Here is a 24,127-nt window from a genome sequence, read left to right as displayed (position 1 = left end):
GGTGTGCCACGCGCTAGAGACATGGGCCCCTGCCTTCGCAGGGGCGACGTTATCTCAGCTGCTCCACAATCCCGTCGATCACGAACTGCACCGCTAGCGCCGCGAGCAGCACCCCAAGCAGGCGCGTGATGACCGCCTCGATCCGCGTGCCGAGCACGCGCATGATCGGCCCCGCCGCCAGCAGCGCGACGAGCGTCAGCAGCAGGTTCGCACCCATCGCGCCGAGCACCACAGCCGACCGCTCGATCCCGTCATTCTTCGCCATCAACAGCATGACCGTCGCAATCGATCCCGGCCCCGCTATCATCGGCATCGCCATCGGGAAGATCGACACGTCGTCGGCCTCGGGATCGGCCGAGACCTTCGCCGCGCGGTCCTCACGCCGCTGGGTGCGCTTTTCGAACACCATTTCCAGCGCGATGAGGAACAGCATCACGCCGCCGGCGATGCGAAAGCTCGCGAGTTCGATCCCCAGCCCGCGCAGCAATTTTTCGCCAAAGAGCGCAAAGACGAACAGGATCAGCGACGCGACCGCCACCGCCCGCACAGCCATCGCCCGGCGCTGCATCGGCGCGGCACCTGCCGACAGCCCCGCATAGATCGGCGCGCAGCCCGGCGGATCGATCACCACGAAGAAAGTGATGAACGAGGAGATAAAGAGCTCGATCACAGCGGCGTCGTCATCGGCACGCCGACGCGGCGGTGGGCAGCGACCAGCGTGTTGCGCAGCAGGCACGCGATCGTCATCGGGCCGACGCCGCCGGGCACCGGTGTCATCGCGCCCGCGACCGCGAACACGGCGGGGTCGACATCGCCGACCAGCCCCGCATCGGTGCGGTTGATGCCGACATCAATCACGACCGCGCCGGGCTTGACCCAGTCCGGCTTGACCATACCCGCGCGCCCCACTGCCGCGACGACGATATCGGCACGGGCGACCAGCGCGGGCAGGTCCTTCGTCCGCGAGTGCGCGATCGTGACGGTGGCGTTCTTCGCCAGCAGCAATTGCGCCATCGGCTTGCCGACCAGGATCGAGCGACCGATCACCACCGCGTCCTTGCCCGAAATATCACCCAGCACGTCCTCGACGAGCATCATCGACCCGAGCGGCGTGCAGGGCACCAGCCCGTCGAGCCCGAGCGCGAGCCGCCCGGTGCTGATCGGGGTCAGCCCGTCGACGTCCTTCGCCGGATCGATCGCCTCGACCACCGCCTGCTCGTCGATATGCTTCGGAAGCGGCAATTGGACGAGGATGCCGTCGACTGCGTCATCGGCGTTCAGCTGGCGGACGAGGGCGATCAACGCATCCTGCACGGTAGCGGCGGGAAGGCGATGCTCGAAGCTTTTCATGCCCGCAGCAAGCGTCGCCTTGTGCTTAGATCGGACATAGACCGCCGAAGCGGCATCGTCGCCGACGAGCACCACCGCCAGCCCCGCCTTTCGCCCAGCCGCCGCTGCGAACGCCGCGGCGCCCTCGGCCACCCGCGCGCGCAGACCCGCCGCGAAAGCCTTCCCGTCGATGATCCGTGCCGTCATGCCCCGCCCCTTAGAGGCGCCGGGCCGATTGCGCCAGCGCGGGCACCGTCAGCCGGTCGCCATCAGATAATTGGCGGCGATATTGGGGATGACGATGTTGCTGAGGATATAGACGATCAGCAGCACGACCATCGGCGACAGATCGAGTGCGCCGAAATCGGGCAGGATGCGCCGGATCGGGCGATAGAGCGGCTCGGTCATCCGGGTCAGTGCGCCCCAGATGGTGCGCACCAGATCGTTGTGGGTGTTGATGACGTTGAACGCGATCAGCCAGGACAGCACGGCCTGGACCACGATGATCCACCAGACGAGGTTCAGCAGCACCTGGAGGATTTGCAGTATGGCGATCAACTTCGTCTCCGTCTCGGGTTAGGCCACTGTTATAGGGATGCGACACGCCTACCGCTAGAGCGCGCAGGCTCAGGCGTGGACGAGGGTGCCGACGCCTTCGCGGGTGAAGATTTCGAGCAGCATCGCGTGGGGCACGCGGCCGTCGAGGATCACCGCGGCGTCGACCCCGCTCTTCGCCGCCGCGACGCAGGTTTCGACCTTTGGGATCATCCCGCCCGAGATCGTGCCGTCCGCCTTCAAGGCGTCGATCTTCGCCGGGTCGAGGTCCGACAGCAGCGTGCCGGACTTGTCGAGCACCCCCGCCACGTCGGTCAGCAGGAAGAAGCGCGCCGCGCCCATCGCGGCGGCGATCGCGCCGGCCATCGTGTCGGCGTTGATGTTGTAGGTGTGCCCGTCCGCGCCGATCGCAATCGGCGCGACGACGGGGATGATCCCGGCGGCGGACAGCGTGTCGAGGATACGCCGATCGACCGCAACCGGCTCGCCGACGAAGCCCAAGTCGACATGCCGCTCGATTCCCTGCAGCGGATCGGCGGCGCGGTGCGCGACCTTTTCCGCCTGGACGAACCCGGCATCCTTCCCCGAAATCCCGACCGCTCGGCCACCCGCCTGGCCGATCCACGCGACGATCTCCTTGTTGATCGCGCCCGACAGGACCATCTCGGCGATCTCCGCGGTCGGCTTGTCGGTGACGCGAAGCCCGCCGACGAACTCGCTCTCGACCCCCAGCCGCTTCAGCATCGATCCGATCTGCGGACCGCCGCCATGGACGACGACCGGGTTGATGCCGACCGCCTTCAGCAGCACCACATCCTCGGCGAAATCGCGCGCCAGCCCCGCATCGCCCATCGCGTGGCCGCCATATTTCACGACGAAGGTCTTGCCGGCGTAGCGCTGCAGATAGGGCAGCGCCTCGGTCAGCGTTTCGGCCTTGGCGAGCAGCGTTGGGTCGGGAGCGTAGCTGGTCATGGGCGCCCCCTTATATTGAAGGTCAGGCGCGATCCAGCCTGCGGCCCAGCGCGACGAACGCATAGATCAGCGGCGGCACGAGAATCGCCGACAGCGTGACCTTGGCGAGCATCTGCCCGAACAGCAGCTCGGTGATCGGAAAGACGCCCGCAAAGGCGATCGTGACGAACAGCAACGTGTCGACGATCTGGCTCAGGATGCTGGCGACCGCGGCACGCAGCCACAGCATCCGGCTGCCCTCGCGGCCCTTCAACGCCGCGAAGATCGTGACGTTGAGCGTCTGCGAGATGCCGTAAGCGACGATTCCCCCGAACCAGATGCGCGGCGTGCCGCCCATGATGAGCTGGAACGCATCGCGGCGCGCGGGGTCCATGTCGCGTGCGGCAGGCACCGACAGGACGACGATGGACAAAAGGATCGAGACGATGAGCGGGACGAAACCAATCTGCACCAGCCGGTTCGCGGTCGCGCGTCCGTGCAGCTCCGCCACCGCGCTGGACACGACGACGAGCAGCAGGAAGGCGAAGATCCCAGCTTCGACCGCAAGCGGCCCCAGCCCGAAGACAGGCCCGATTCCCGAAAGCGGCCCGAGCGCCACCTGCTTGTTGCCGAGCACGCCCGCGATGCAGACCATGCCGCCATAGAAGATCGAGAAGGCGAACAACGAGCGCGGGATCGCGCGGGGGAAAGCATCCATGCGGGGGTGCTAAACGATCGCGCGCGCCGCGCAAGGGCTGCCGTAAACGCTATGGTGTGCGCCTGCGGGACGTGTATGGTCCAGCGCCGCGCTGCCGGGGGGCCGCGTGAGTTTAGCGCGGGTATTCAATGCAACGAATTCTCATCGGCCTCGCCGGCATCGTCGTCATTCTCCTGCTGGCGTTCCTGCTTTCCACCAACCGCCGCGGCATCCGGCTGCGCGTGGTGGGCGCCGCCTTCGCGCTGCAGGTCGGCATCGCGGTACTCGTGCTGTATGTGCCCGCGGGCAAGCATGTCCTCGGCTTTCTTTCGGGCGGGGTGGCGAACCTGCTCGGTTATGCAAAGGCGGGGGTGGACTTCCTGTTCGGGCCGCTCGCCAGCCCGGCGATCGGCGGCAACAGCTTCGCGATCGCGGCGCTGCCCGTCATCATCTTCTTCGCCAGCCTCGTCTCGATCCTTTATTATCTCGGCATCATGCAGCTCGTCGTGCGCTGGATCGGCGGCGGCATCGAGAAGGTGATCGGCGTATCGAAGGTCGAATCGCTGTGCGCGGCGGCGAACATCTTCGTCGGGCAGAGCGAATCGCCGCTGGTTATCCGCCCCTATCTCGCCGCGCTGACCCCCGCGCAGCTCTTCACCGTGATGACCAGCGGGATGGCAGGCGTCGCGGGCACGATCCTCGCGGCCTACGCCTCGATGGGCATCCGCATCGATTATCTGCTTGCGGCAAGCTTCATGGCGGCGCCGGGCGGCATCCTGATGGCGAAGATCGTCATGCCGGATTCGATCGAACCGCCGGCGGGCGAACTGCCGCTCGGCGACCGGCCGGAGGACGAGACGATCGCGCTCGCCGACGCGACGCATGACGAGGAACGCCCCGCCAACATCATCATGGCGGCGGCACAGGGCGCGCAGACCGGCGTGAAGCTGGCCGTAGCGGTCGGCGCGATGGTGCTCGCCTTCGTCGCGCTGGTCGCACTGGCCAACGGGCTGCTCGGCGGGCTCGGCAACATGGTCGGCCTGCACGACCTCAGCTTCCAGCGACTGCTCGGCTATGTCTTCCAGCCGGTCATGTTCCTGCTGAACGTGCCCTGGCACGAAGCGGGAATCGCGGGTGGCCTGTTCGGCGAGAAGATCGTGCTCAACGAATTCGTCGCCTATATCGATCTCGGCAAGCAGATGGCGGTGCTGTTGCCGACGACGGTCGCGGTCATCACCTTCGCGCTCTGCGGTTTCGCCAATTTCTCGTCGATCGCGATCCAGATGGCGGTGACGGGCAGCCTCGCCCCCAACCAGCGCCCGATGATCGCCAAGCTCGGCATCCGCGCATTGCTCGCAGGCAGCCTCGCCAACCTGATGAGCGCCGCGCTCGCCGGGCTGCTCATCGGCTGAGGCGGATGATCGAGAGCGGTAGCCTCACCCCGGGTATCGATGTCGCCGCCTTCGGCTTGCCCGAGGGCACGGCGCTGCGCCTGGAACAGCCCGCCCCGCTCCTCACCCGCTATATCCGCGACTATCACGTCTTCGATTCCGAAGAATGGCAGCACGATATCGAGAACTGGCTGCTGCCCGCCTGGCCGGCGATCCGCATCGTGTTGGCCGATCGCCCGATCCGCCTCCAGATCGGCGCGTGGGACTATAATCCGCTGCCCGTCGCGTCGCTCTACGGCACGACCAGTCGCGCGATGCGGATGGTAACGAATGGCGGGGTGACGATCGGCGCGGATATCGGCCCGCTTGGCTGGGCGCGGCTGTTCCGCACCCCGGCCGACCGGTTCCGCGACCGGGTGGTGCCGCTGGAAACCGCGCTGCCCGGCGCCGACGTCGCGGGGCTGGTCGCGCGGCTGCGCGCGTCGAACCAGAGCACCGAGGTCAAGCCGATCCTCGACGATTTCTTCCGATCGACCCTGTTGTCCCCCTCTCCCGACGAGCCGCTGATCGCGGCGGTCATCCGCCTGCTCATGGACCCGGCGACACGCGATATCGATACCGCCGCCGCCGCAGTCGGGATCAGCGCCAGCCAGCTGCGGCGGCTGTCGACCCGCTATTTCGGCTTCCCGCCAAAGACGCTGCTGCTGCGCACCCGCTTCCTGCGCACGTTCATGCCGATGTTCGAAAGCGGCATGACCAACGCCTTGCCGGCCGATACCTGGTATCACGACATGCCGCACTTCCTGCGCGACGCCCGGCGCTTCATCGGCACGACGCCGCGCCGCTTCCTGGCGCGCGACTTGCCCTATCTCCACGCCAATATCCGCGCGCTGCGTCACTTCGCCGGCGTCGTGCGCGCGAACGGGACGCGCGCTTAGCCCGATACCCAGTGGCGGCGGACGAAATAGCCGACCGTGCCGACCGCGATGACCGCGCAGATGACCGCAATCGCATCGAACGACCACGGCTCGTGTGCATAGGGCAGCCCGTCGACGTTCATGCCGTAGAGTCCGGTGATGAAGGTCAGCGGCAGGAAGACCATCGCCGCGATCGCGATGACGAGGCTGCGGCTGTCGATCTGTTCGGCGCGCAGATCGGTCAGCGTCTCGTGCATCAGCGACGCGCGCTCGCGGATCGCCTCCAGCTCTTCCGCCATGCGCGCGGCGCGGTCTGCGGCGGCGTTCAGATGCACCCGGTCGTCGTCGCCAAGCCAGTCGCCCGGCAGCGCCGCCAGCTTTTCCAGCGCCGATCGCTGCGGCGCGAGGAAGCGGCGATAGCTGATCGCCTGCACGCGCACATGGGTGACGCTGCGGCGCTGTTCGAACACCCGCGCGGCGTCCAATTTCTCCTCGCAATCGTCGAGCGTGTCGCCAAGGTCCGCAACGTCGGGATCGAGATCGTTGGTGATCGCGCTGGCAAAGGCGGTGATGAGATCGCCCGGATCGCGAACGTCACCGCGCTTCACCTCCGCCTCGACGGTATCGAGCGCGACGAGGTGCTTGCGCGTGATCGAGATCACCCGGCCCTTCACCGCCCAGATCCGGATGGAGGCGAGCATGTCGGACGATTCGATCTGCTCGGTCGTGCGCCCGCGCAGGTTGAGGAACGCGCCGTTGTCGAACGCCTCGCAGCGCGGCCGGGTCTCGCTCGCGGTCAGCGCCTCGACCAGATATTCGGGAAGTTGCGCTTCCTCCCGCAGCCAGTCCTGTGCGCGCGCCTCGGTCGTCGACAGGTGCACCCATACGAGCGATCCGTCGCAGACCAGCGCCTCCTTGACCGGGACCCGCTCCGCCTTGCCCTCGCTGATTCGATACCCGAAACCGCTCATGCCATCCTCACATACACCGTCAGTCCCGGGCCATCCTCAACCGGCGGCGCAGCACTTTCGATCCGCAGCGCATCGGCGCGTGCACGATCGAGGATCGCCGGCGGCACGTCGGGGGCATGGACGACGCGGTCAGCACTTGCGAGTGCGCGGGCCTGGCGCAGCGTGAGGTCGTCCGGATCGGGAGAGCCGAGCACGAACGAAATGGACCCCGGGGCGAAACCCCGCGCGTGCGGCTCGTCCAGCCACGACCGGACATCCGGATCGGCGCCGAGCGGATCGAGCGCACCGCCCGGCGCAAGCGCACCCGCGATGGCGCGCCTGCGGTCGCCGCTGTCGGGATAGGCTTCGCGCAATGCCGCCCGCGCCGCGTGGAGGCCCTGCGCAAGCTCGCCGAGGTGCGCCGGCAGCAAAGCCTCAAGCCGCTGTCGCAGCGCCGCGGCAAGCCCTGCCGACACGCCGCTCGTCCCGACCGCGACCACGACCGGTTCACGCTCGACGATCGCGGGGATGGTGAAGTCGCAGAAGGCCGGGCGATCGACCGCGTTGACCAGCACACCCCGCGCCTTCAACCGCACGACGGCCGCCTCGGCTTCCAGGTCGTCCTCGATCGCGACGACCGCGAGCGCCGCCTCGTCCGCCTCCCCGACGATCACCGCGCCTGCGCGGTCCAGCAACCGCCGTTTCGCATCCGCCGCCTCGCCCTCGCCCAGCAGAATCACCGCCCGCCCGCCGAGCCTGACGAACAGCGGCAGGCTGGCGAGGGTCACAGCCAGTCGGGCACGCGTTCGGCGGCGAGGATCGTCTCGGGCGTGATCCGGTCCGCGACGACGGCGTAGCGACCGTCCTCGACCAGCACCTCGGGCACCAGCGATCGGCTGTTGTAGGTCGACGCCATCGTCGCGCCGTAAGCCCCCGCGGTACGGAACACCGCGAGGTCGCCGCTCGCCACCTCATCGATCTCGCGCCCCATCGCGAACGTATCGCCCGTCTCGCACACCGGTCCCGCGATGTTGGCGATCATGCGGTTGCCGGTCGGCACGACTGCCTGAAAATCGTGCCACGCGTCATAGAGCGCCGGGCGGGCGAGGTCGTTCATCGCCGCATCGACGATGATATAGGGATTCACCGCCCCCGGCTTTACCCACACGACTTCGGTCACCAGCACGCCCGCGCTGCCCGCGATCCGCCGGCCGGGCTCGAACATCAAGGTGACGCCCCACTCCTTCGTCACGCGCGCGACCATCTGGCCGAAAGCCGCTGCGCTCGGCATGACTTCGCCGACCTTGTAGGGCACGCCCAGACCGCCGCCGAGATCGACACGGGCAATCGTGTGGCCAGCCGCGCGCAGCTCGGCGACGAGTTCGCCGACCCGCACATAGGCGGCTTCCAGCGGCGCGAGATCGCTCAACTGGCTGCCGATGTGAATCGCGACGCCCTTCAGATCGAGCCCGGGGCGCCCGGCGAGGCGCGCATACATCGCGACCGCCTCGCTGATCGGGATGCCGAACTTGTTCTCCTTGCGCCCCGTAGAGATTTTCGCGTGGGTGCCGGCATCGACGTCGGGGTTCACGCGCAATACCGCCGGCGCCGTGATCCCGCGTGCGGCGGCGAGATCGGCAAGGACCTCACCTTCTTCCTCGAGCTCCAGGTTGAACTGGCCGATCCCGGCATCGAGCGCCGCGATGAGCTCGCCGCGCGTCTTGCCGACCCCCGAAAACACAATGTCCGCCGCGGGCATCCCCGCCGCGAGCGCTCGGTTCATCTCGCCGGCCGATACCACATCGGCGCCGAAGCCCTCCGCGGCCAGCACCTTCAGCACCGCGATATTGGGGTTCGCCTTGATCGCGTAGGCAAGGTGCGCGTCGTGGACGCCCGCATCGACCAGCCCGCCGCGAAACGCCTGCGCAGCTTCGCGAAACATCTTCGCGGAATAGACATAGACCGGCGTGCCGACCTCACGCGCGATCGCCTGGAGCGCGACATCCTCGCAGTGCAGCGCACCGCCCTTCAGCGTGAACCGGTCCATCAGCGCGTGGGCGGCAGATCGAATTCGTCGGAGCGGCGCTCCTCGGAGCTCTTCAACAGCTCATCGCTGCGCTGCGGGCGTTGCTGCTGGGTGGGGGTTAGCAGATCGCCCGGCGTCGGCGTCGCGGTCGCGCCGTAAGGCGCCACTGGCAGGTGCTCGCCCGGCGCGGGCTTCAGCTTGCCAGCCGACCCACAGCTCGCCAGCGCGAGCCCGAGCAGGATCACGCCACCGCGTGTCACGCGCGTCATTGCTTGTCTCCCCGCGCGGCGCGGATGGCGGCGCGAACATTGTCGGGGGCCGTTCCCCCGAAGCTGGTGCGGCTGGCGACCGACGCATCGACCGACAGCACGTCATAGACCCGCGCGTCAATCCGCGCGTCGATCGCGGTCAGGTCGTCGATCGCGAGCTGATCGAGCCGGACGCCTGCCGTCTCGGCAGCGGCGACGGCGCGCCCTGTGATATGATGCGCCTCGCGAAACGGCACGCCCGCCTCGCGCACCAGCCAGTCGGCGAGGTCGGTCGCGGTTGCATAGCCGCTTTCGGCAAGGGCGCGCATTCGATCGGTCCGGAAGGTCGCGCTTTCGACCATGCCGGTCATCGCCGCGATCGACAGCGCCAGCAGGTCGTGCGCCTCGAACACCGGCGGCTTGTCGTCCTGCATGTCCTTGGAATAGGCGAGCGGCAGGCCCTTCATCGTCATCATCAGCGACACGAGGCAGCCGGTGATCCGCCCGCTATGCCCGCGCACCAGTTCGGCCGCATCGGGATTGCGCTTCTGCGGCATGATCGAGCTACCAGTGGACCATTGATCCGAAAGCTGCACGAAGCCGAAGGGCTGCGATGCCCACAGCACGAACTCCTCGGCGAGCCGGCTGAGGTGCAGCGAACACTGGGCGGCGGCGGCGAGGTAATCGAGCGCGAAGTCTCGGTCGCTGACCGCATCGAGCGAATTGCGCGTCGGCGCGTCGAAGCCGAGCGCGGCGGCGGTCACGTGGCGGTCGACCGGGAACCCCGTCCCCGCCAGTGCCGCCGATCCGAGCGGACACGCGTTCATTCGCGCGCGCGCATCGCGGAATCGGGAAAGGTCGCGCGCCACCATCTCGTGATACGCCATCAGGTGATGGCCGAGCGTCACCGGCTGCGCGCTTTGCAGATGGGTGAAACCGGGCATGACGTCACCGGCGTGCTGTTCCGCGCGTGCCAGCAGCGCCGCGTCGAATGCCGCCAGCGCCGCGAGCACCTGGTCGATCGCGTCGCGCACCCACAGGCGGAAATCGGTCGCGACCTGATCGTTGCGGCTGCGTGCGGTATGGAGCCGTCCCGCGACCGCGCCGATCGCGTCGGCAAGGCGCGCCTCGGTCTGCATGTGGATATCCTCGAGCGCTAAGTCCTCCGCCACGCCGTGCGCTGCGTAATGCGCGGCCACGCGGCCGAGCCCCGCATCGATCGCCGCCGCATCCGCCGCCGCGACGATGCCCTGCGCGCCGAGCATCGCGACATGCGCCCTGGAGCCGGCGATATCCTGCCGCCACATCCGCTTGTCGAAGGGGATGGAGGCATTTATCTCGCGCATAACCGCGGCCGGGCCTTCCGCAAAACGGCCGCCCCACATCGCATTGGAACCGCTCATGTCATCCCGCTCAGCGATCGTCTGTCTCCTGGCCTCGGCGTTGGCCATAGCGGGGTGCGATAGAAAATCGCCGGCTCCCGCACAAGCGAACACGGTGGCCGCGGACGAAGTCGCGCCCGACGAGGTGCCACCGACCGCCGCACCGCAGACGGGCGGGCTCGATCGCAGCCACAAGGGCTCAGCGGCGGCCAGCGTGACCTTCGAGACGCCCGACGGCAAGCCGGTGACGCTCGCCGCGTTCAAGGGCAAGCCACTGCTGCTCAACCTGTGGGCGACGTGGTGCGCGCCTTGCGTCAAGGAAATGCCTACGCTGGAATCGCTCGCGAAGACCGCAGGCGACCGGATGACGGTGCTCGCAGTCAGCCAGGACATGGAGGGCGCCGCAAAAGTGGCGCCGTTCTTCACCAAGGAGAAACTCGTCGCGCTGAAGCCCTATCGCGACCCGAAGCTCGGCCTGAGCCTCGCCTATCAGGCGAACCTGCCGATGACGATCCTGTTCGATTCGGCGGGCAAGGAAGTCTGGCGATTTACGGGGGCGAAGGACTGGACGAGCGACGAGGCGAAGGCGCTGATCGCGGAGGCGAAGTAAGCGTCACCCCAGCGAAGGCTGGGGTCTATGTCTCTCGCGGGTGGCAAACCGACAAGAGATGGACCCCAGCCTGCGCTGGGGTGACGCCATATCAGCTGATCCGGTACAGCCGCAGCGGCGATCCCTTGGGCATCGGCAGCGGGGTCAGCCAGTCGAACGCCGCACCCTTCGCCATCTGGTCGTAGAATCCGCCCGGATTGCGCGCGCGGTAATTCGTCGATTCCGCCATGTTCGGGCACAGCAGCAGCAGCGTCGCGCCGTGCCGCTTCATGATCGCACGCGCTTCCGCCGGTGAGCGCCCGAATGCGTGCTGCACGTCGAGAATCGCGTCGCCGTTGCGGTGATAGGGCCCCGCGACCGCATCATGATGGGTCAGCGTGACGAGCCGCGGGCCGAGATCGATGAAGGTGAAGATCGTCTGCGCGGGATAGCGGTCGAGCGGCGCCATCGCGGGCATCGTCACGCACCGTCCCGTCGCCTTGTTGACCCGCGCGACCCAGGGCTTCGGTTTCGCGACGCCCGGGAACGCCTGGAGCAGCAGCCCGGTCACCATGCCTGATGCGATCAGGAAGGCGGCGACTGTGCCGAAGACGCGCACCAGCACGGATTTGTGACCGAGCGTCATCGGCACGAGCAGCCAGAGCAGCGCCGCGGCGCCGGGGATGGCGAGCAACTGCGCTGCCGGCCCCGCGCGCACCTGCCACAACAGCATCAACGTCCCGAACGAGAGAAACAGCGCAACCGGCAACCAGCCGTTGAAACGCGGCGTCCCACGTGCGCGCCACGTCGCGAAGATCGCGCCGAGCATCCCCACCACCGGCAACGTCGCGATCGAGAGCCCGGTGCGCAGCGGATGCTTGAAGATCGGCTTCGCCTCGCGGACGTTGTTCAGCCAGTTCTGCGCAAGTTCGGGGGAGACCTGTTCCGGCCGCCCCAGACACTGGGGGAAGACGATCGCGAAGCCAGCGCCGATCAGCGCGCCGGCAACGACCGCAAACCCGAAGCGGACACCGCGCTTTTCCGGGTTCAACCGCGCGAGCAGGAACAGAAAAGTCCCCGCGACGATCATCACGGTCAGCCAAACAGGCGTCAGCGCGTCGCAGCGCAGCACGCGGTTGCCATACGAGCCGAACGCCGCGAAGCCGAGCGCGGAGCCGCCGGCCAGCGTCAGGCCATAGACCGCGAGCCGCTGCGCCTCGTCGCGGGTCTGCACCCAGCGCAGCGCGAGGATCGCGCCGGCCATCGCGGCGTAAGGCAGCATCTCGAGCCCGATCGTCAGCGACGCCGCGCTCGACAGCCCGACGACCGCGCCGCCCCGCGCGCCCCTGGGATCGGCGAGCCCCGCGACGGTCAGGCTCAGAAAGGCGAGCTGCCAGCCGTGATGGTCGATCCGCTCGGGCATATACATCAGCAGCGTGACGCTGGAACCGAGCAGCAAGACGATGCCGAGCGGCCACGCGAACGGGCTGATGAGGCGGCGCAGCGTCAGCGATATGCCGATGAGCGCGACGGACATGGGAAGGAGCGGCGCGATACCCGCGGCAAGGCGCTCCGCCCACACCGGCCCCGCAAACGGCCTGAGGATCAGGATCAATCCGGCGATCGGCAGATCGACCAGGCGGGTCCAGTGGATGTCGAAGCCGGCGGGCGGGTTCAGCCGGTAATTGCGCAAATCGTACCAACCCTGGCCGTTCAACCACGCGCGGACCTGCATCATCCGCATATTGTCGTCGGTATCGCCAAGCGCGAACCAGCGGATCGCACCCCAGCGATCGAACACGAACCAGATGGCGATCACCGCCCACGCGATGAGCGTGAGCTGCAGCCACCGGCGATCGAGAAACTGGCCGAGCGTGCCGGCAGTCGGGGTCGGTTCGTTCGTCAAAATACTTCCATCCCCGCCCGGCAGGTCCTAGACGCCGCCCAACCCCGGATGGACGCTGGCAGCGTCCTTAGCCGGGCAAGCGTAAAGGGCAAGTTTTGACGGCGATGCGTGGACGACTGGACGATTGGCGGGCGAGCGGGATGCTCGGCCAGCTCATTCGCTTCGGCATCGCCGGTGGGCTGTCAACGGTGATCTACGCCGCGGTCTACCTGCCGCTGACGACCTTCGTCTTCGATCGGCGCCACGCCGTCTACGCGGTCCCGTTCGCCTTTGCGGTCGCGGTGACGGCCGGATTCTTCCTGCACAGCCGGTGGAGCTTCAAGGATCACGGCAGCCGGGATCGCGGGGGCTGGCAGCAGGCACAGTTCGTCGCGGTGCAGGCATCGGGCATGGCGCTGAACGCGCTCGTCACGTGGATCGGCACCGCGCAGTTCGGGCTTCCTGCCTGGGCGCCTCTCCTGCCCGCGGTGCTGCTCGCGACGATCTTCACCTTCATCCTCAATCGCTGGCTGGTATTCGCCTGATGGACCGCATCGTCTACGACCGCATGGCCGCGCATGATTCCACTCACTGGTGGTACCGCGCGCGCCGCGACATCCTCACCGATTACCTGAAGCGCTATGCCGATTTGCCCAAGCAGGCGCGCATCCTCGAGATCGGCTGCGGCACCGGGCACAACCTGCCGATGCTGGCGACGTTCGGTACCGTCGACGCGATCGAGATCGATCCCGCCGCGCGCGACATCGCGAGCCAGCGTCTCGGTCGCCCGGTCGGCGACGCGCCGCTGCCAGCGCTGCCGGGGATCGAGCGCGGCGCCTATGATCTGATCGCCGTGCTCGACGTGGTCGAGCATATCGAGGACGACGTTGCCGCGCTGAAGGCGATGGCCGCGTGTCTGAAACCCGGCGGCAAGATCCTGATCGCGGTGCCCGCACACCAGTGGATGTGGAGCGCACACGACGTGGTGAACCACCACCACCGTCGCTATTCGAAGGCGACGCTCGTCGCCGCGATCGAAGCCGCAGGACTCGCCCCGCGCAAGCTCAGCTATTTCAACTCGCTGCTGTTCCCGCTCGCCGCCGCCGCGCGGGTGGCGGGGCGCCTGACCGGCCGTGACGACAGCGACGATTCGCCCCCGCCAAAGCCGGTCAACGCGCTGTTCGAAGGCATTTTCCGGCTCGAACGCCATCTGGTCGGGCGGCTGCCGATGACGCCGGGCGTCTCGATCGTCACGCTCGCGGAACCGCGTCCCGCCTGATCTGCGGGCCGTCATCAACCGGTGGGGCAAGCGGCGCCGCGTGGTCCTCATCGTCGGGCACATCGCTGACGAAACCCAGCTGCGGGCGCCCCATCACCGGCCCCGCCACATCCGCGACCAGATACAGCGGACGGCGCTTCGATTCGATGTAGAGCCGCCCGAGATACTCGCCGATCATGCCGAGCACGAACATCTGCACCGCGCCAAGGATGACCGTTACCAGCATCGTCGACGTCCAGCCCTGCACGGCCGACCCCGTCAGCCAGCCGAGAATGATGTAGACGACGAGCAGCGCCGACACGCCGGTGAGCGCGAGGCCGACATGGCTCGCCCAGCGCAAGGGGGCGGTCGAGAAGCCGGTGACCGCATCGAAGGCGAGGCGAATCATCTTGCCGAGCGGGTAATTCGTCTCGCCCGCATGCCGCTCCGCGCGGTCATAGGGGAACGGCACCTGCCGGAAGCCGACCCACGCCACCATCCCGCGAATGAATCGCGCCTGTTCGGGCATGGCGAGCAGCGCGTCGAGCGCTCGGCGGCTCATCAGGCGGAAATCGCCGGTGTCGAGCGGGATCGGCGTGTCGGTCACCCGGTCGAGCACGCGGTAGAATGCGGCCGCCGTCGCCTTCTTGAAAATCGTCTCGCCCGCGCGCTTGCGGCGGACCGCATAGACCACGTCGGCCTGCCGTTCCGCCATCGTGCGGCGCATGTCGGCCAGCAGCTCTGGCGGGTCCTGAAGATCGGCGTCGATGATGAGAATCTGCGCGCCGGCACACAGGTCCAGCCCCGCGGTCAGCGCCAGCTGATGCCCATGGTTACGCGAGAGATTGATCGCGACGAGCCGCGGATCGCCCGCCGCGAGGCGCTGCATCACCGCCCAGCTATCATCCTTCGACCCGTCGTTGATCAGCACGATCTCGTGGTCGTCGCCAACTGCCGCCTGTGCCGCAGCGGAGACGCGCGCGTGGAGCAGGTCCAGACACGCCGCCTCGTTGTAGCAGGGAATGACGACGGACAGCGCCGGCCGGTGGCCGGTCCGGGGGGCAGGCGGATCGATCGTACGGGAAACGGGACCATGCATGGCGGCGTGTCCTACTCCCGTTGCGCACCGGACGGTAGGGCGATTCAGCTCAGATCCGTTCCGCCACATGCACAACGTCGGCGGCGCGCAGCGCAGCGAGAACCCGCATCAGCTGGTGCGCGTCGTGCACCTCCACGTCGATGACGTTGGTGTGGATGCCGGTATCGCGATTGTCGAGCCGCAGGTTGATGATGTTCGCCTTTTGCTGGCCGATGATCGTCGCCAGCGTGCCGAGCGCGCCGGGTTCGTTGCGTACCTCCACCTCGATGCGCGCGGTCGCGCCCTCGGTCTTGCTGCCCCATTGCACGTCGATCCAGTCGGTCTCCGCCTCCGACCGGTCGGCAAGGCCGGCGAGCGTCGGGCAGTCGATCCGGTGCACCTCGATCCCCGCATCGGGCCGTCGCAGCCCGACGATCCGGTCGCCGGGAACGGGGTGGCAGCAATCGCCGAGGTCGTATGCGACCCCCGGCGTCAGCCCCTTGATCGAGATCGCCGAGGATTGCGGTGCGGCCTGCGCGACGTCGGCGCCCGCGGAGCCCGGCATCAGCGCCTCCATCACTTCGGCATCGCCGATCGTCCGCCTGGCGATCGCCATCATCAGCTGCGTCTCTTCGGTCATCTTCAGCCGCCGGAGCGCGATCGCGAGCGCGTCCGATCCAAGCTGCGCGGGCAGCCGGCCGACGATGTCGTCATAGATCTTGCGGCCGAGCGCGATCGACTGGTCGCGCTCGACATGGCGCAGATGGCGGCGGATCGCGGCGAGCGCCTTGCCGGTGATCGCGAACGTCAGCCAGCTCGGCTGCGGCGTCTGTGCCTTTGACCGCAGGATCTGCACCTGATCGCCATTTTCGATGACGGTGCGCAGCGGCACGACGCGCCCGTTGACCTTCGCGCCCACCGCCTGATCGCCCAGATCGGTGTGGACCGCATAGGCGAAATCGATCGGCGTCGCGCCCTTGGGCAGCTGGATCAGCTCGCCCTTGGGGGTGAAGGCGAAAATCCGGTCCTGATACATCGCCATGCGCGTGTGTTCGAGCAGCTCTTCGGGGCTGGCTGCAGTCTCGAGAATCTCCACAAGGTCGGCGATCCAGCTGTGCTGCGTTTCGGCACGGACCTTGTCCTGCTTGTAGGCCCAGTGCGCCGCCAGCCCGAACTCGGCCTCCGCATGCATGTCGGGCGTACGAATCTGAATCTCGATGCGGGCATTGTCGGCGTGGATGACGCTCGTGTGGAGCGAGCGATAGCCGTTGCGTTTCGGGGTCGAGATGTAATCCTTGAACCGCCCCGGCACCATGGGCCAGCGCCGGTGGATCTGGCCGAGCGCGGCGTAGCAATCCTCTTCCGTCGGCACGATCGCGCGGAACGCCATGATGTCGGAGAGCTGCTCGAAGCTGATATGGCGTTCCTGCATCTTCTTCCAGATGCTGTAGGGATGCTTCTCGCGCCCCGAAATATCGGCGTCGATGCCGTGGCGCGACAGCAGCAGCTTCAGCCCCGATCCGATCTTGGCAATCCGGTCGCCGCCGCCCGTCTTGAGCTGCTCGAGCCGCCGGGTGATCGATTCGTACGCCTCCGGCTCGAGCTGCGCGAAGGCGAGCGTCTGCATCTCCTTCATGAACTCGTACATGCCGATCCGCTCGGCGAGCGGCGCGTAGATATCCATCGTCTCCTTCGCGATGCGCCGACGCTTCTCGGGCTTCCCGATGTGATGGAGCGTGCGCATGTTGTGCAGCCGGTCGGCGAGCTTCACCAGCAGCACGCGGATATCGTCGGACATGGCGAGCAGGAACTTGCGCAGATTTTCCGCCGCGCGCTCGCTCTCGGTCTGCGCCTCGATCTTGGAGAGCTTGGTCACCCCGTCGACCAGCCGCGCGACGTCGGTGCCGAACAGCTGGGTGATCTGTTCCGGCGTGGCGACGGTATCCTCGATGGTGTCGTGGAGGATCGCGGTCGCGATCGTCTGCGCGTCGAGCCTGAGGTCGGTCAGGATGCCCGCCACCTCGATCGGATGGCTGAAATAGGGGTCGCCGCTCGCACGCTTCTGCGATCCGTGCGCCTGCATCGAAAAGACGTAGGCACGGTTGAGCAGGCCTTCGTCGGCATCGGGATCGTAGTCGAGGACCCGATCGACCAGCTCATATTGTCGAAGCATGGCCCCAAGATGGTGCGGGGCCACGCTGCTTTGCAACACAATTGATCCTCCCGGCGAAAATCGCGGCGAGGATCAATAGCGCGAGCTTACTTCGCCTTGGAATTGCACTTGTCGAGCGCGGGCGCGTCATAGGCCTTGCCCGCGACCGTGAAGCTGTTGAGCTTGCCGACGCTTTTCACGACCAGCTCGCACAGCACGCCGTCACGCTCGGGCGCCTTGTTTGCGACATAGCTGCCGTCGTGGAGCGACCACGGCGTCGATCGCGTGATGAGGCTGGCCTTGGTCGGGGCCGCAGCGGGGACGGCGACATAATAGCCGGTCGGCGACTGGGCGTGGCTGGCGGTCGCGCCGAGCAGCGCGGCGGACGTCGCGAACGCGGCGGCGATCGAAACGAGACGGATCATGGGAGGAACTCCTGTTGGGTTGCGAATCGCTACTTAATGCACTAAGTAGCAAGTTGCAACCGAAAACTTATATTATCGCTTTGGCCTCCGCGAAAATGCGATAGGCTGCGCGTCAGGAGACGGACTTGGACAAGCTGCGCGAACCGTTGATCGAATGCAGCCTCCCCGCGGCGCTGGAGGCGATGGGCGAGCGGTGGTCGTTCATGATCCTGCGCGCCGCCTTTAACGGCCTCCACCATTTCGAGGAATTCCAGACCGAGCTCGGTATCGCGCGGAACATCCTGGCGAACCGGCTCGCGCGGCTGGTCGATCACGGCATCATGGAGCGCGCGGCCCTGCCCGAGGACCGGCGCAAGATCGCCTACAGCCTCACCGACAAGGGCTATGCGCTGCTGCCGACGATGATCGCGCTCAGGCAATGGGGCGAGCGGTGGGAAACCTGTGTCCCCGCCTTCCCCACTTTGGTCGATGCGCGCGACCGGCGACCGATCCGCGAGGTCGCGGTGCTGGCGCATGACGGACGGGTGCTTGGCAAGCACGACCTGATCTGGGCACTGCCCGGCGACGTGGCGCGCGATCCCGACGAGGCGCAGGCAGCAGAATAAAGGGGGCGACGGCGGCGCGCGGAGGGGTTGCCTCGCGCTGGCCCTTCGATCATGGCGGCGACAGGCTGAAACCGGGCGAAAATCCCGGCAGCGGAGGTCGCATGTCCGGTACGCACGCCCATCATCACGATCACGCCGCGGACGTCAGCGCGACGCGCGGGCACCATTCGCACGGGCCAAACGGCCACTCACATGCCCCCGCGTCGTTCGGACGCGCCTTCGCGATCGGCGTCACGCTCAACCTGGGCTTCGTCGTCGTCGAGGCGGTGTATGGCTTCCTCGCCGACTCGATGGCGCTGCTCGCCGACGCCGGGCACAATCTGTCCGATGTCGCGGGGCTGTTGATCGCGTGGGGCGCGGCGACGCTTGCGACGCGGCGACCGGGCGGGCGCTATACCTACGGACTCAAGAGTTCGTCGATCCTCGCCGCCTTCCTGAATGCGCTGCTGCTGCTCGTCGCGATTGGCGCGATCGCGGTCGAGGCGATCACGCGTCTGGCCAACCCGACGCCGGTTCAGACCGGCACGGTGATGGTCGTCGCCGCAATCGGGATCGCGGTAAACACCGCGACGGCACTGCTGTTCATGCGCGGGCGACATGACGACATCAACATCCGCGGCGCCTTCCTCCATATGGCAGCCGACGCGGTGGTGTCGGCCGGCGTCGTCGTTGCAGGCTGGCTGATCGCGGTCACCGGCAAGACCTGGATCGATCCGGTGACGAGCCTTGCCATCGTGGTCGTCATCGCGATCGGGACCTGGGGACTGCTGCGCGATTCGGTGAACATGACGCTACACGCGGCGCCCCCCGGCACGGATCTGCCGGGAATCGAGACGTATCTCCGTGCGCGGGCGGGCGTCACCGGGATCCACGACCTTCACGTCTGGCCGATGAGCACGACCGAAACCGCGCTGACCGTGCATCTTGTTGTGCCTTCAGGATATCCGGGAGACGCCTTCACTCACCGGGCCGCACACGATCTTCGCGAGCGGTTCGCGATCGACCATACGACGATCCAGATCGAAACCGACACCGGGCTGACCTGCCGCCTCGCCCCCGCTTGCGCGTCACGGCCCAGCGCCGGCTGATCGATCCTCCATCGAACCGCGCGGTCAGCGGACTTGCGGCGTGCCTGCGGTGCGCGTCTTTTCCTCGGCGACCTTGAACGGCGACACCGCGTTGGCCGTCGGATCGTAATAACGATCGATGCGGTTGCGGATTCGCGACTGGACGCGGTTCTGAATACGGCTGTCGATCCGGTCGAGCGGCTCGATCCCGCTCGCGGCCTGTTCCTTGGTCGCGCGCTCGCCGACCTTGCCGACCGACGATTTGGCGACCTGGCCGCTCGGCGTCGTCTGAGCGGTCGCGGGCGCGGGCACTGCCATCGCCAGCACCGCTGCCCATGCCGTCACGATCGGTAGCCTTCGTCCCGAAGCCGTCACGCAACGATCTCCTCGTTCGCCATCATGCCCGCTCATCCCGCCGTGCGCAGGATGGCGCGGTGAATCTCGCCCTCGCTGCCGCCGATCGCATCGGTTGCGCGGACGATCAGCGACAGCGTTTGGACCGGGCATCCTGCAGGGACGCTGAACCGACCGGAAAACGCGCCGTTGGACGCCGCCGAGGGCCCGACATCGACCCGGCCGAGCTCGCGTCCGCCGCGACAGGCGAGCGACCAATAGGGGCCGGCTCCCGCCGGCTGGGTCACGTTCGCGCTCTGCCCGTCGATCCGATAATTGCCCGGTGGCAGCATCTGGACCTGCTGCAACACGGCGCCGGTCGAACCGGAAGGCATGGAATACTGCGCGAGGCCACCTTTGGCGCGCGGCAGGATCGATGCCGAACCACTGTCCTGCACGGCCAGCCAGTCGAACCGCGACGCGTTGGCGGGATCCAGCGCGAAGTCGGGATCGCGCGAAGCGTTGCGCGGCGCACCCGGACGCAGCCTCGCATAGGCCGCCCAGCTTTCAGCCGCGAAACCGGCATCGAGCAGCCGGTTGACCATCCCGGCACGCCAGCTCGGCGCGACCGGCACACCCGCGCGCTGCAGGCCCGCAAGCAGCGCCGCGGTCGCGCGCGGATCGCTGCCCTCATCCACCGCATAGCCGATGAAATGCACGCTCCATTCGGGCTTCCGCGCCAGCGTCCGGACGAGATTCGTGCGGACTTCGGGCGTCGCGATGGCCGAGGCCAGCACGGGAAAGAGGAGGGTCGATGCCTTGGCCGAGGTGCGCAGCGCGGTGTCGTAATGCCTGAGCGCCCCCGGAACGTCGCCGCGCGCGACCGCGTCCTCGATCGCCCATAGCTGGGTTGCGAGATCGCGTCGCGAGAGTGTCTCGGCATAGCCAAAGAGCGCGCGCGCGTGACTCTGGTCGCCGGCCATATCGGCGTTGAGTCCGAGCGAGGATGCGGCGATCACCGCGGTCGCATCGTCGCGTAGCGCCTGCTTGCCCAACGCCACGGCCCGCGCGCGATCCCGCGGCGTCGCGTCGGCGTCGGTCGTCAGCTTTTCGCTCAGCAGCGCGGCGATCCGCCCGTCATGTGGCGCCATGGCGTGTGCACGCTCGGGATCGCCGTTCCGCAGCGCATAGGCGAGCGTTGCGGTGACGACGAGATAGCCGAGCACGAGCGTCGCCAGCGCGAGACCGATACGGACGCTCCATTCGGCCCCCGATCGCCGCGCTACGCGAGAGCGCCCCGCCACCGGTCAGGCGTCCGACGCGGACTTGTCGCCCTGCCGGCCATAGCCGTAGCCATATTCATAGCCGTAGCCGTAATTGGCCTTGCGCGCGACGAACTTGGTCAAAACGCCGCCAATGATCCGCGCATTCGCGCTCGTCAGGCGGGCCAGCGCGGTCTTGACCATGCTGGTGCGGATGCCGTGCGATTCGACGGCGTAGATCACGCCCTCCACCCGGCTCGCGATCAGCGGCGCGTCCGCCAGGCCCATCACCGGCGGCGAATCGATCACGACATGGTCATACTGCTCCCCCAGCCGCTCGATCAGCAGTGCCAGCCGGTTCCCGGTCAGCAGCTCGGCGGCGTTGGGCGGAATCGGCCCCGCCGACATCGCGGTGAAACCAAGGTCGCGCATCTGGAAGGTAAGCGTCGCGATATCGTCCTGACCCGACAGGAAGTTGCTCAGACCGTGATCGTGATCGACGCCGCCGAGATGATGGATCGAGGGCGATCGCATGTCGCCGTCGACAAGGATGACCTTGCGGTGGGCGCGCGCCAGCGTCGTAGCGAGCGCAAGCGCCGTCGTCGATTTTCCTTCCGCCGGCCGCGTCGAGGTGACGGCGAACGAGCGCGGCACGCCGTGTTCGGTCGTAAAGCCGAGATTGGTCTGCACCGCCAGATAGGCGTCGAACATCTCCGACTTGCGATCGAGGAGCGCCTCGGTCGGCGTGCCGTGCTCCAGCTTGGGAACCGAGCCGAGCAGCGGCAGACCGAGCCGCCGCTCGACTTCGCCCGGATCGGCGATGGCTTCGTCGATCTGCTCGAGCGCGATCGCGATGAGCGCACCAAGCCCCAGCCCGGCCAGCAGCGACAGCGCGAGGTTCACCAGCATGCGTGGGCTCGATGGACGCTGCGGCACATCGGCCGGGTCGACGACGGAAATGTTGTTCACCCCCACGCCGCCGGCAACGCCGATTTCCTTGAACCGCTGCAGCAGGCCGTCATACAGTGCGCGGTTGGTGTCCACTTCCTGCTGGTAGATATTGTACTGGATGCTGCGCCGGCGCAGGTCGAGATAGCCGGTCTTGAGCTGCTCGACCTTGGCCTTGAGCGCCGATTCCCGCTCCTGGGCCTCACGGAAATCCGCCGCGAGCGAACCCGAAACGCGGCCCTCCTCACGCGCGATGCTGCGATCGAGCTGATCGATCTGGCCCTGGATCGCCTTGGCGGCCGGATAACCCGGCTCGAACTGGACCATCATCCGCTGATAATCGGCAGCGAGTTCCGCCCGTTTCTGTCGCAGGGCGTTGATCGCCTGATTGCGCAGCGCCTCGGTCGAGGCGCCGGCGCGCCCGGACTGTTCGAAGCGCGCCTGCGCCTGGATACGGTCTGCGGTGGCTTGCGAAAGCGCGGTGTTCAACGACGCGAGATCGTCCGCCACGATCGAGCGCTCGGCGGTCGTCTTCCCGTCGCTGGACTGGGAGGGAAGATTGATGATCTTCTCGGCCGAGGCATAGCCGACCAGCTGCCGCTGCGATTCGTTCAGCTTGTCCTTCAGCTGTGCCAGCTGCTTCTGCAGCAGGTCGCGGCCATAGGACGTTGCCTGGATCTTGCGCTCAAGATTGGTCTGGATGAAATTGTCGGCCCAGGCATTCGCGACCTTCGCCGAAAAATCCGGGTCCGGACTGGTAAAGCCGATATCGACGAGCCGTGACAGACGCGTCGGCGATACATCGACGTTCTTGAGCAGCGTCTCGCCGGCGATGCGCTGGCGCGTCGCGCGTCCTGCCGCGGGGTATCGCCCGTCGACCAGCTGAAAGGCATCGAGCTTCGATTTGACGCGGAACATCTCGTAGAATTTCGGATCATCGACCAGCCGCATCTGCAACGCGACCCGTTCCGACAGCGACCGCGATTTCAGCAGGCCGTATTGCGTCTGGTAGAATTCCTGATCGGCAACGCCCGCGTCACGCTGCACGCCCTGAAAGTCGGTGACCTTGTCCGATTCGCGCGAAATCTCGACCGTGGTGACCGCCATGTATTTCGGCGTCATCAGCAGGGTGACGACGAGGCCCAGCAGCACGCACGCCGCAGTGATGCCGAGGATCACGTAACGCCAGCGCATCGCGATCCGCAGATACTGCCGGATGATCGGCAAGCCTTCAGCCGGGGCGGCCCCCGCTGTGGGGAATGCGGCGCCGGCCGGTGCGAGGGCAGCGGGCCGATCAGGATAAACCATGTTCATGACGTCCGGGAGCCTTATTGCACGAGCGCGATGAGCGGCGCGGCGAGAATGGGCGACAGCGATACGAAATCGCGGAAGAGGCGACGCTGCGGCGAATCGCCGACGACGATGAGGTCGTTGGCGTAGATCGGCGGATCGTCATAGGCGCCACGACGGATCGCGCCCACATTATACAGCCCGGCAAGCTTGCGGCCGTTCACCGTGCGCAGGATCACGACATCATCCTGCCGCGCATATTCGGACAGCCCCTTGGCAGACGCGATCGCGCGCAACAAAGTCATCTGGTTGGTCACCGGGTAAAGGCCGGGCTCGACAACCTGTCCGTCGACCGTCACCACCTGGCTGACGGAGCTCTTGATGTTCACCGTCACCTGCGGGTCACGGATATAGCGTGCGCGCAGCGCGGTTTCGATCTGGCGTGCCAGCTCCTCCGACGTCTTGCCGCGCGCATCGATCGCGCCGGCCAGCGGCATCGAGATGCGCCCGCTGGCGTCGACCTGCATCTCGCGGCTGAGATCGGGCACGCTGAGCACGTCGACCTGGATCGTGTCGAGCGGGCCGATCAGCGAGGGCCGATCGGGCGCGGTCAGGTCGTTGCGATCGGGCGCCGGCAGCGTCCCGCTGTCCTTCACCACCGTCAGGGTCTGGGTCGATTCCAGGGGTTCTCTGCCGCCGCACCCGGAGAGGGCCGCTGCGATCAGCAGGGTGAAGAAGATTTTACGCATGCCTGTGAAACGCTTCCAGACTTAAGGGGAAGATCGCGCG

The 24,127-nt window shown here is 67.3% G+C and carries 25 protein-coding genes; 7 read left to right on the top strand and 18 right to left on the bottom strand.

What is annotated here, in order from left to right:
- Positions 1–49 precede the first annotated feature (49 nt).
- The 5 genes from BOS5A_RS04160 to BOS5A_RS04140 form a co-directional block, all read right to left on the bottom strand.
- Positions 50–670: a MarC family protein gene (locus BOS5A_RS04160; protein ID WP_151953931.1), complete on the bottom strand. Its 621-nt coding sequence runs from the start codon at positions 668–670 to the stop codon at positions 50–52.
- The gene (gene folD / locus BOS5A_RS04155; RefSeq protein WP_151953930.1) at positions 667–1,536 is read right to left on the bottom strand and encodes a bifunctional methylenetetrahydrofolate dehydrogenase/methenyltetrahydrofolate cyclohydrolase FolD; all 870 of its coding nucleotides are present in this window, start codon (positions 1,534–1,536) and stop codon (positions 667–669) included. The genes BOS5A_RS04160 and folD overlap by 4 nt, the downstream gene beginning before the upstream one ends.
- 48 nt (positions 1,537–1,584) lie before the next feature.
- Positions 1,585–1,887: a YggT family protein gene (locus BOS5A_RS04150; protein ID WP_151953929.1), complete on the bottom strand. Its 303-nt coding sequence runs from the start codon at positions 1,885–1,887 to the stop codon at positions 1,585–1,587.
- A 69-nt stretch (positions 1,888–1,956) separates the two neighbouring features.
- Positions 1,957–2,856 carry an acetylglutamate kinase gene (gene argB, locus BOS5A_RS04145; protein WP_151953928.1) on the bottom strand — a complete coding sequence of 300 codons (900 nt, stop codon included), beginning with the start codon at positions 2,854–2,856 and terminating at the stop codon, positions 1,957–1,959.
- Between the two features lie 22 nt (positions 2,857–2,878).
- Entirely contained in the window at positions 2,879–3,553 is a 675-nt protein-coding gene (locus BOS5A_RS04140) for a queuosine precursor transporter (RefSeq protein WP_151953927.1), read from the bottom strand.
- A gap of 128 nt (positions 3,554–3,681) precedes the next feature.
- On the opposite strand from BOS5A_RS04140, the gene BOS5A_RS04135 reads away from it, so the two are divergent.
- Both BOS5A_RS04135 and BOS5A_RS04130 read left to right on the top strand, forming a co-directional pair.
- Complete coding sequence (locus BOS5A_RS04135) at positions 3,682–4,944, top strand: NupC/NupG family nucleoside CNT transporter (RefSeq protein WP_151953926.1); 1,263 nt, start codon at positions 3,682–3,684, stop codon at positions 4,942–4,944.
- 5 nt (positions 4,945–4,949) lie between these two features.
- Positions 4,950–5,861, top strand: a complete 912-nt coding sequence (locus BOS5A_RS04130) for an AraC family transcriptional regulator (RefSeq protein ID WP_151953925.1) — start codon at positions 4,950–4,952, stop codon at positions 5,859–5,861.
- Here BOS5A_RS04130 and BOS5A_RS04125 read toward each other — a convergent pair.
- From BOS5A_RS04125 to argH, 5 genes are read right to left on the bottom strand one after another with little or no spacing between them, the layout of a single operon-like run.
- Positions 5,858–6,811 carry a zinc transporter ZntB gene (locus BOS5A_RS04125; RefSeq protein ID WP_151953924.1) on the bottom strand — a complete coding sequence of 318 codons (954 nt, stop codon included), beginning with the start codon at positions 6,809–6,811 and terminating at the stop codon, positions 5,858–5,860. The genes BOS5A_RS04130 and BOS5A_RS04125 overlap by 4 nt on opposite strands.
- Positions 6,808–7,578 carry a precorrin-2 dehydrogenase/sirohydrochlorin ferrochelatase family protein gene (locus BOS5A_RS04120; protein WP_151953923.1) on the bottom strand — a complete coding sequence of 257 codons (771 nt, stop codon included), beginning with the start codon at positions 7,576–7,578 and terminating at the stop codon, positions 6,808–6,810. Before BOS5A_RS04120 ends, BOS5A_RS04125 begins: the two co-directional genes overlap by 4 nt.
- Positions 7,575–8,837, bottom strand: coding sequence for a diaminopimelate decarboxylase (gene lysA, locus BOS5A_RS04115; protein ID WP_151953922.1), 1,263 nt, complete (start codon positions 8,835–8,837; stop codon positions 7,575–7,577). The genes BOS5A_RS04120 and lysA overlap by 4 nt, the downstream gene beginning before the upstream one ends.
- Positions 8,837–9,085 carry a hypothetical protein gene (locus BOS5A_RS04110; protein ID WP_151953921.1) on the bottom strand — a complete coding sequence of 83 codons (249 nt, stop codon included), beginning with the start codon at positions 9,083–9,085 and terminating at the stop codon, positions 8,837–8,839. Before BOS5A_RS04110 ends, lysA begins: the two co-directional genes overlap by 1 nt.
- Entirely contained in the window at positions 9,082–10,449 is a 1,368-nt protein-coding gene (argH, locus tag BOS5A_RS04105) for an argininosuccinate lyase (protein WP_151954498.1), read from the bottom strand. Before argH ends, BOS5A_RS04110 begins: the two co-directional genes overlap by 4 nt.
- A gap of 112 nt (positions 10,450–10,561) precedes the next feature.
- Between argH and BOS5A_RS04100 the strand changes: the two genes are divergently transcribed.
- Entirely contained in the window at positions 10,562–11,056 is a 495-nt protein-coding gene (locus BOS5A_RS04100) for a TlpA family protein disulfide reductase (protein WP_325058529.1), read from the top strand.
- 91 nt (positions 11,057–11,147) lie between these two features.
- Here BOS5A_RS04100 and BOS5A_RS04095 read toward each other — a convergent pair whose 3' ends face one another.
- The gene (locus tag BOS5A_RS04095; protein ID WP_151953919.1) at positions 11,148–12,941 is read right to left on the bottom strand and encodes an AcrB/AcrD/AcrF family protein; all 1,794 of its coding nucleotides are present in this window, start codon (positions 12,939–12,941) and stop codon (positions 11,148–11,150) included.
- 104 nt (positions 12,942–13,045) lie between these two features.
- Here BOS5A_RS04095 and BOS5A_RS04090 point away from each other — a divergent pair, with 104 nt between their 5' ends.
- Both BOS5A_RS04090 and BOS5A_RS04085 read left to right on the top strand, forming a co-directional pair.
- On the top strand, positions 13,046–13,465 hold the full coding sequence (locus BOS5A_RS04090; protein ID WP_234419249.1) for a GtrA family protein: 420 nt from the start codon (positions 13,046–13,048) through the stop codon (positions 13,463–13,465).
- The gene (locus BOS5A_RS04085; protein ID WP_151953918.1) at positions 13,465–14,199 is read left to right on the top strand and encodes a class I SAM-dependent methyltransferase; all 735 of its coding nucleotides are present in this window, start codon (positions 13,465–13,467) and stop codon (positions 14,197–14,199) included. The genes BOS5A_RS04090 and BOS5A_RS04085 overlap by 1 nt, the downstream gene beginning before the upstream one ends.
- Here BOS5A_RS04085 and BOS5A_RS04080 read toward each other — a convergent pair.
- The 3 genes from BOS5A_RS04080 to BOS5A_RS04070 all read right to left on the bottom strand — a co-directional run bounded on the left by BOS5A_RS04080 (position 14,171) and on the right by BOS5A_RS04070 (position 17,833).
- Positions 14,171–15,277 carry a glycosyltransferase family 2 protein gene (locus tag BOS5A_RS04080; RefSeq protein WP_151953917.1) on the bottom strand — a complete coding sequence of 369 codons (1,107 nt, stop codon included), beginning with the start codon at positions 15,275–15,277 and terminating at the stop codon, positions 14,171–14,173. The two genes, BOS5A_RS04085 and BOS5A_RS04080, sit on opposite strands and share 29 nt — an antisense overlap.
- A 49-nt stretch (positions 15,278–15,326) precedes the next feature.
- A complete protein-coding gene (locus BOS5A_RS04075; protein ID WP_151953916.1) occupies positions 15,327–17,429 on the bottom strand; it encodes a RelA/SpoT family protein in 2,103 nt (700 codons plus the stop codon).
- 86 nt (positions 17,430–17,515) lie between these two features.
- The gene (locus tag BOS5A_RS04070) at positions 17,516–17,833 is read right to left on the bottom strand and encodes a CC_3452 family protein (RefSeq protein WP_151953915.1); all 318 of its coding nucleotides are present in this window, start codon (positions 17,831–17,833) and stop codon (positions 17,516–17,518) included.
- Between the two features lie 182 nt (positions 17,834–18,015).
- On the opposite strand from BOS5A_RS04070, the gene BOS5A_RS04065 reads away from it, so the two are divergent.
- Positions 18,016–18,438, top strand: a complete 423-nt coding sequence (locus BOS5A_RS04065; protein WP_151954496.1) for a winged helix-turn-helix transcriptional regulator — start codon at positions 18,016–18,018, stop codon at positions 18,436–18,438.
- 101 nt (positions 18,439–18,539) lie between these two features.
- The gene (locus BOS5A_RS04060) at positions 18,540–19,526 is read left to right on the top strand and encodes a cation diffusion facilitator family transporter (protein ID WP_151953914.1); all 987 of its coding nucleotides are present in this window, start codon (positions 18,540–18,542) and stop codon (positions 19,524–19,526) included.
- 24 nt (positions 19,527–19,550) lie between these two features.
- Here the strand turns inward: BOS5A_RS04060 and BOS5A_RS04055 are convergent, their stop codons facing one another.
- The 4 genes from BOS5A_RS04055 to BOS5A_RS04040 are packed head-to-tail and all read right to left on the bottom strand — an operon-like array spanning position 19,551 to position 24,087.
- A complete protein-coding gene (locus tag BOS5A_RS04055; RefSeq protein ID WP_151953913.1) occupies positions 19,551–19,880 on the bottom strand; it encodes a hypothetical protein in 330 nt (109 codons plus the stop codon).
- 32 nt (positions 19,881–19,912) lie between these two features.
- Positions 19,913–21,142 (bottom strand): hypothetical protein, encoded by a 1,230-nt coding sequence (locus BOS5A_RS04050; protein WP_151953912.1) that lies wholly within the window; start codon positions 21,140–21,142, stop codon positions 19,913–19,915.
- Between the two features lie 3 nt (positions 21,143–21,145).
- Positions 21,146–23,362, bottom strand: a complete 2,217-nt coding sequence (locus BOS5A_RS04045; protein WP_199857192.1) for a GumC family protein — start codon at positions 23,360–23,362, stop codon at positions 21,146–21,148.
- Positions 23,363–23,376: 14 nt separating this feature from the next.
- Entirely contained in the window at positions 23,377–24,087 is a 711-nt protein-coding gene (locus BOS5A_RS04040) for a polysaccharide biosynthesis/export family protein (protein WP_151953911.1), read from the bottom strand.
- Positions 24,088–24,127 lie beyond the last annotated feature (40 nt).

Origin of the sequence: Sphingomonas sp. EC-HK361 (assembly GCF_902498785.1) — a bacterium.
Lineage (GTDB): Bacteria > Pseudomonadota > Alphaproteobacteria > Sphingomonadales > Sphingomonadaceae > Sphingomonas.
The sequence above is the reverse complement of the archived record's forward strand: the minus strand, read 5'-3'. Positions and strand labels throughout refer to the sequence as shown.

Excerpts from the sequence above, each read along its gene's own strand:
- BOS5A_RS04130 (WP_151953925.1), top strand. The coding sequence starts at position 4,950 with ATGATCGAGAGCGGTAGCCTCACCCCGGGTATCGATGTCGCCGCCTTC.
- BOS5A_RS04045 (WP_199857192.1), bottom strand. The coding sequence starts at position 23,362 with ATGAACATGGTTTATCCTGATCGGCCCGCTGCCCTCGCACCGGCCGGC.
- BOS5A_RS04080 (WP_151953917.1), bottom strand. The coding sequence starts at position 15,277 with ATGCATGGTCCCGTTTCCCGTACGATCGATCCGCCTGCCCCCCGGACC.
- BOS5A_RS04140 (WP_151953927.1), bottom strand. The coding sequence starts at position 3,553 with ATGGATGCTTTCCCCCGCGCGATCCCGCGCTCGTTGTTCGCCTTCTCG.
- BOS5A_RS04040 (WP_151953911.1), bottom strand. The coding sequence starts at position 24,087 with ATGCGTAAAATCTTCTTCACCCTGCTGATCGCAGCGGCCCTCTCCGGG.
- BOS5A_RS04070 (WP_151953915.1), bottom strand. The coding sequence starts at position 17,833 with ATGATCCGTCTCGTTTCGATCGCCGCCGCGTTCGCGACGTCCGCCGCG.
- BOS5A_RS04085 (WP_151953918.1), top strand. The coding sequence starts at position 13,465 with ATGGACCGCATCGTCTACGACCGCATGGCCGCGCATGATTCCACTCAC.
- argB (WP_151953928.1), bottom strand. The coding sequence starts at position 2,856 with ATGACCAGCTACGCTCCCGACCCAACGCTGCTCGCCAAGGCCGAAACG.
- BOS5A_RS04125 (WP_151953924.1), bottom strand. The coding sequence starts at position 6,811 with ATGAGCGGTTTCGGGTATCGAATCAGCGAGGGCAAGGCGGAGCGGGTC.
- BOS5A_RS04075 (WP_151953916.1), bottom strand. The coding sequence starts at position 17,429 with ATGCTTCGACAATATGAGCTGGTCGATCGGGTCCTCGACTACGATCCC.
- BOS5A_RS04110 (WP_151953921.1), bottom strand. The coding sequence starts at position 9,085 with ATGACGCGCGTGACACGCGGTGGCGTGATCCTGCTCGGGCTCGCGCTG.
- BOS5A_RS04060 (WP_151953914.1), top strand. The coding sequence starts at position 18,540 with ATGTCCGGTACGCACGCCCATCATCACGATCACGCCGCGGACGTCAGC.
- folD (WP_151953930.1), bottom strand. The coding sequence starts at position 1,536 with ATGACGGCACGGATCATCGACGGGAAGGCTTTCGCGGCGGGTCTGCGC.
- lysA (WP_151953922.1), bottom strand. The coding sequence starts at position 8,837 with ATGGACCGGTTCACGCTGAAGGGCGGTGCGCTGCACTGCGAGGATGTC.
- argH (WP_151954498.1), bottom strand. The coding sequence starts at position 10,449 with ATGTGGGGCGGCCGTTTTGCGGAAGGCCCGGCCGCGGTTATGCGCGAG.
- BOS5A_RS04090 (WP_234419249.1), top strand. The coding sequence starts at position 13,046 with ATGCGTGGACGACTGGACGATTGGCGGGCGAGCGGGATGCTCGGCCAG.
- BOS5A_RS04065 (WP_151954496.1), top strand. The coding sequence starts at position 18,016 with ATGGGCGAGCGGTGGTCGTTCATGATCCTGCGCGCCGCCTTTAACGGC.
- BOS5A_RS04135 (WP_151953926.1), top strand. The coding sequence starts at position 3,682 with ATGCAACGAATTCTCATCGGCCTCGCCGGCATCGTCGTCATTCTCCTG.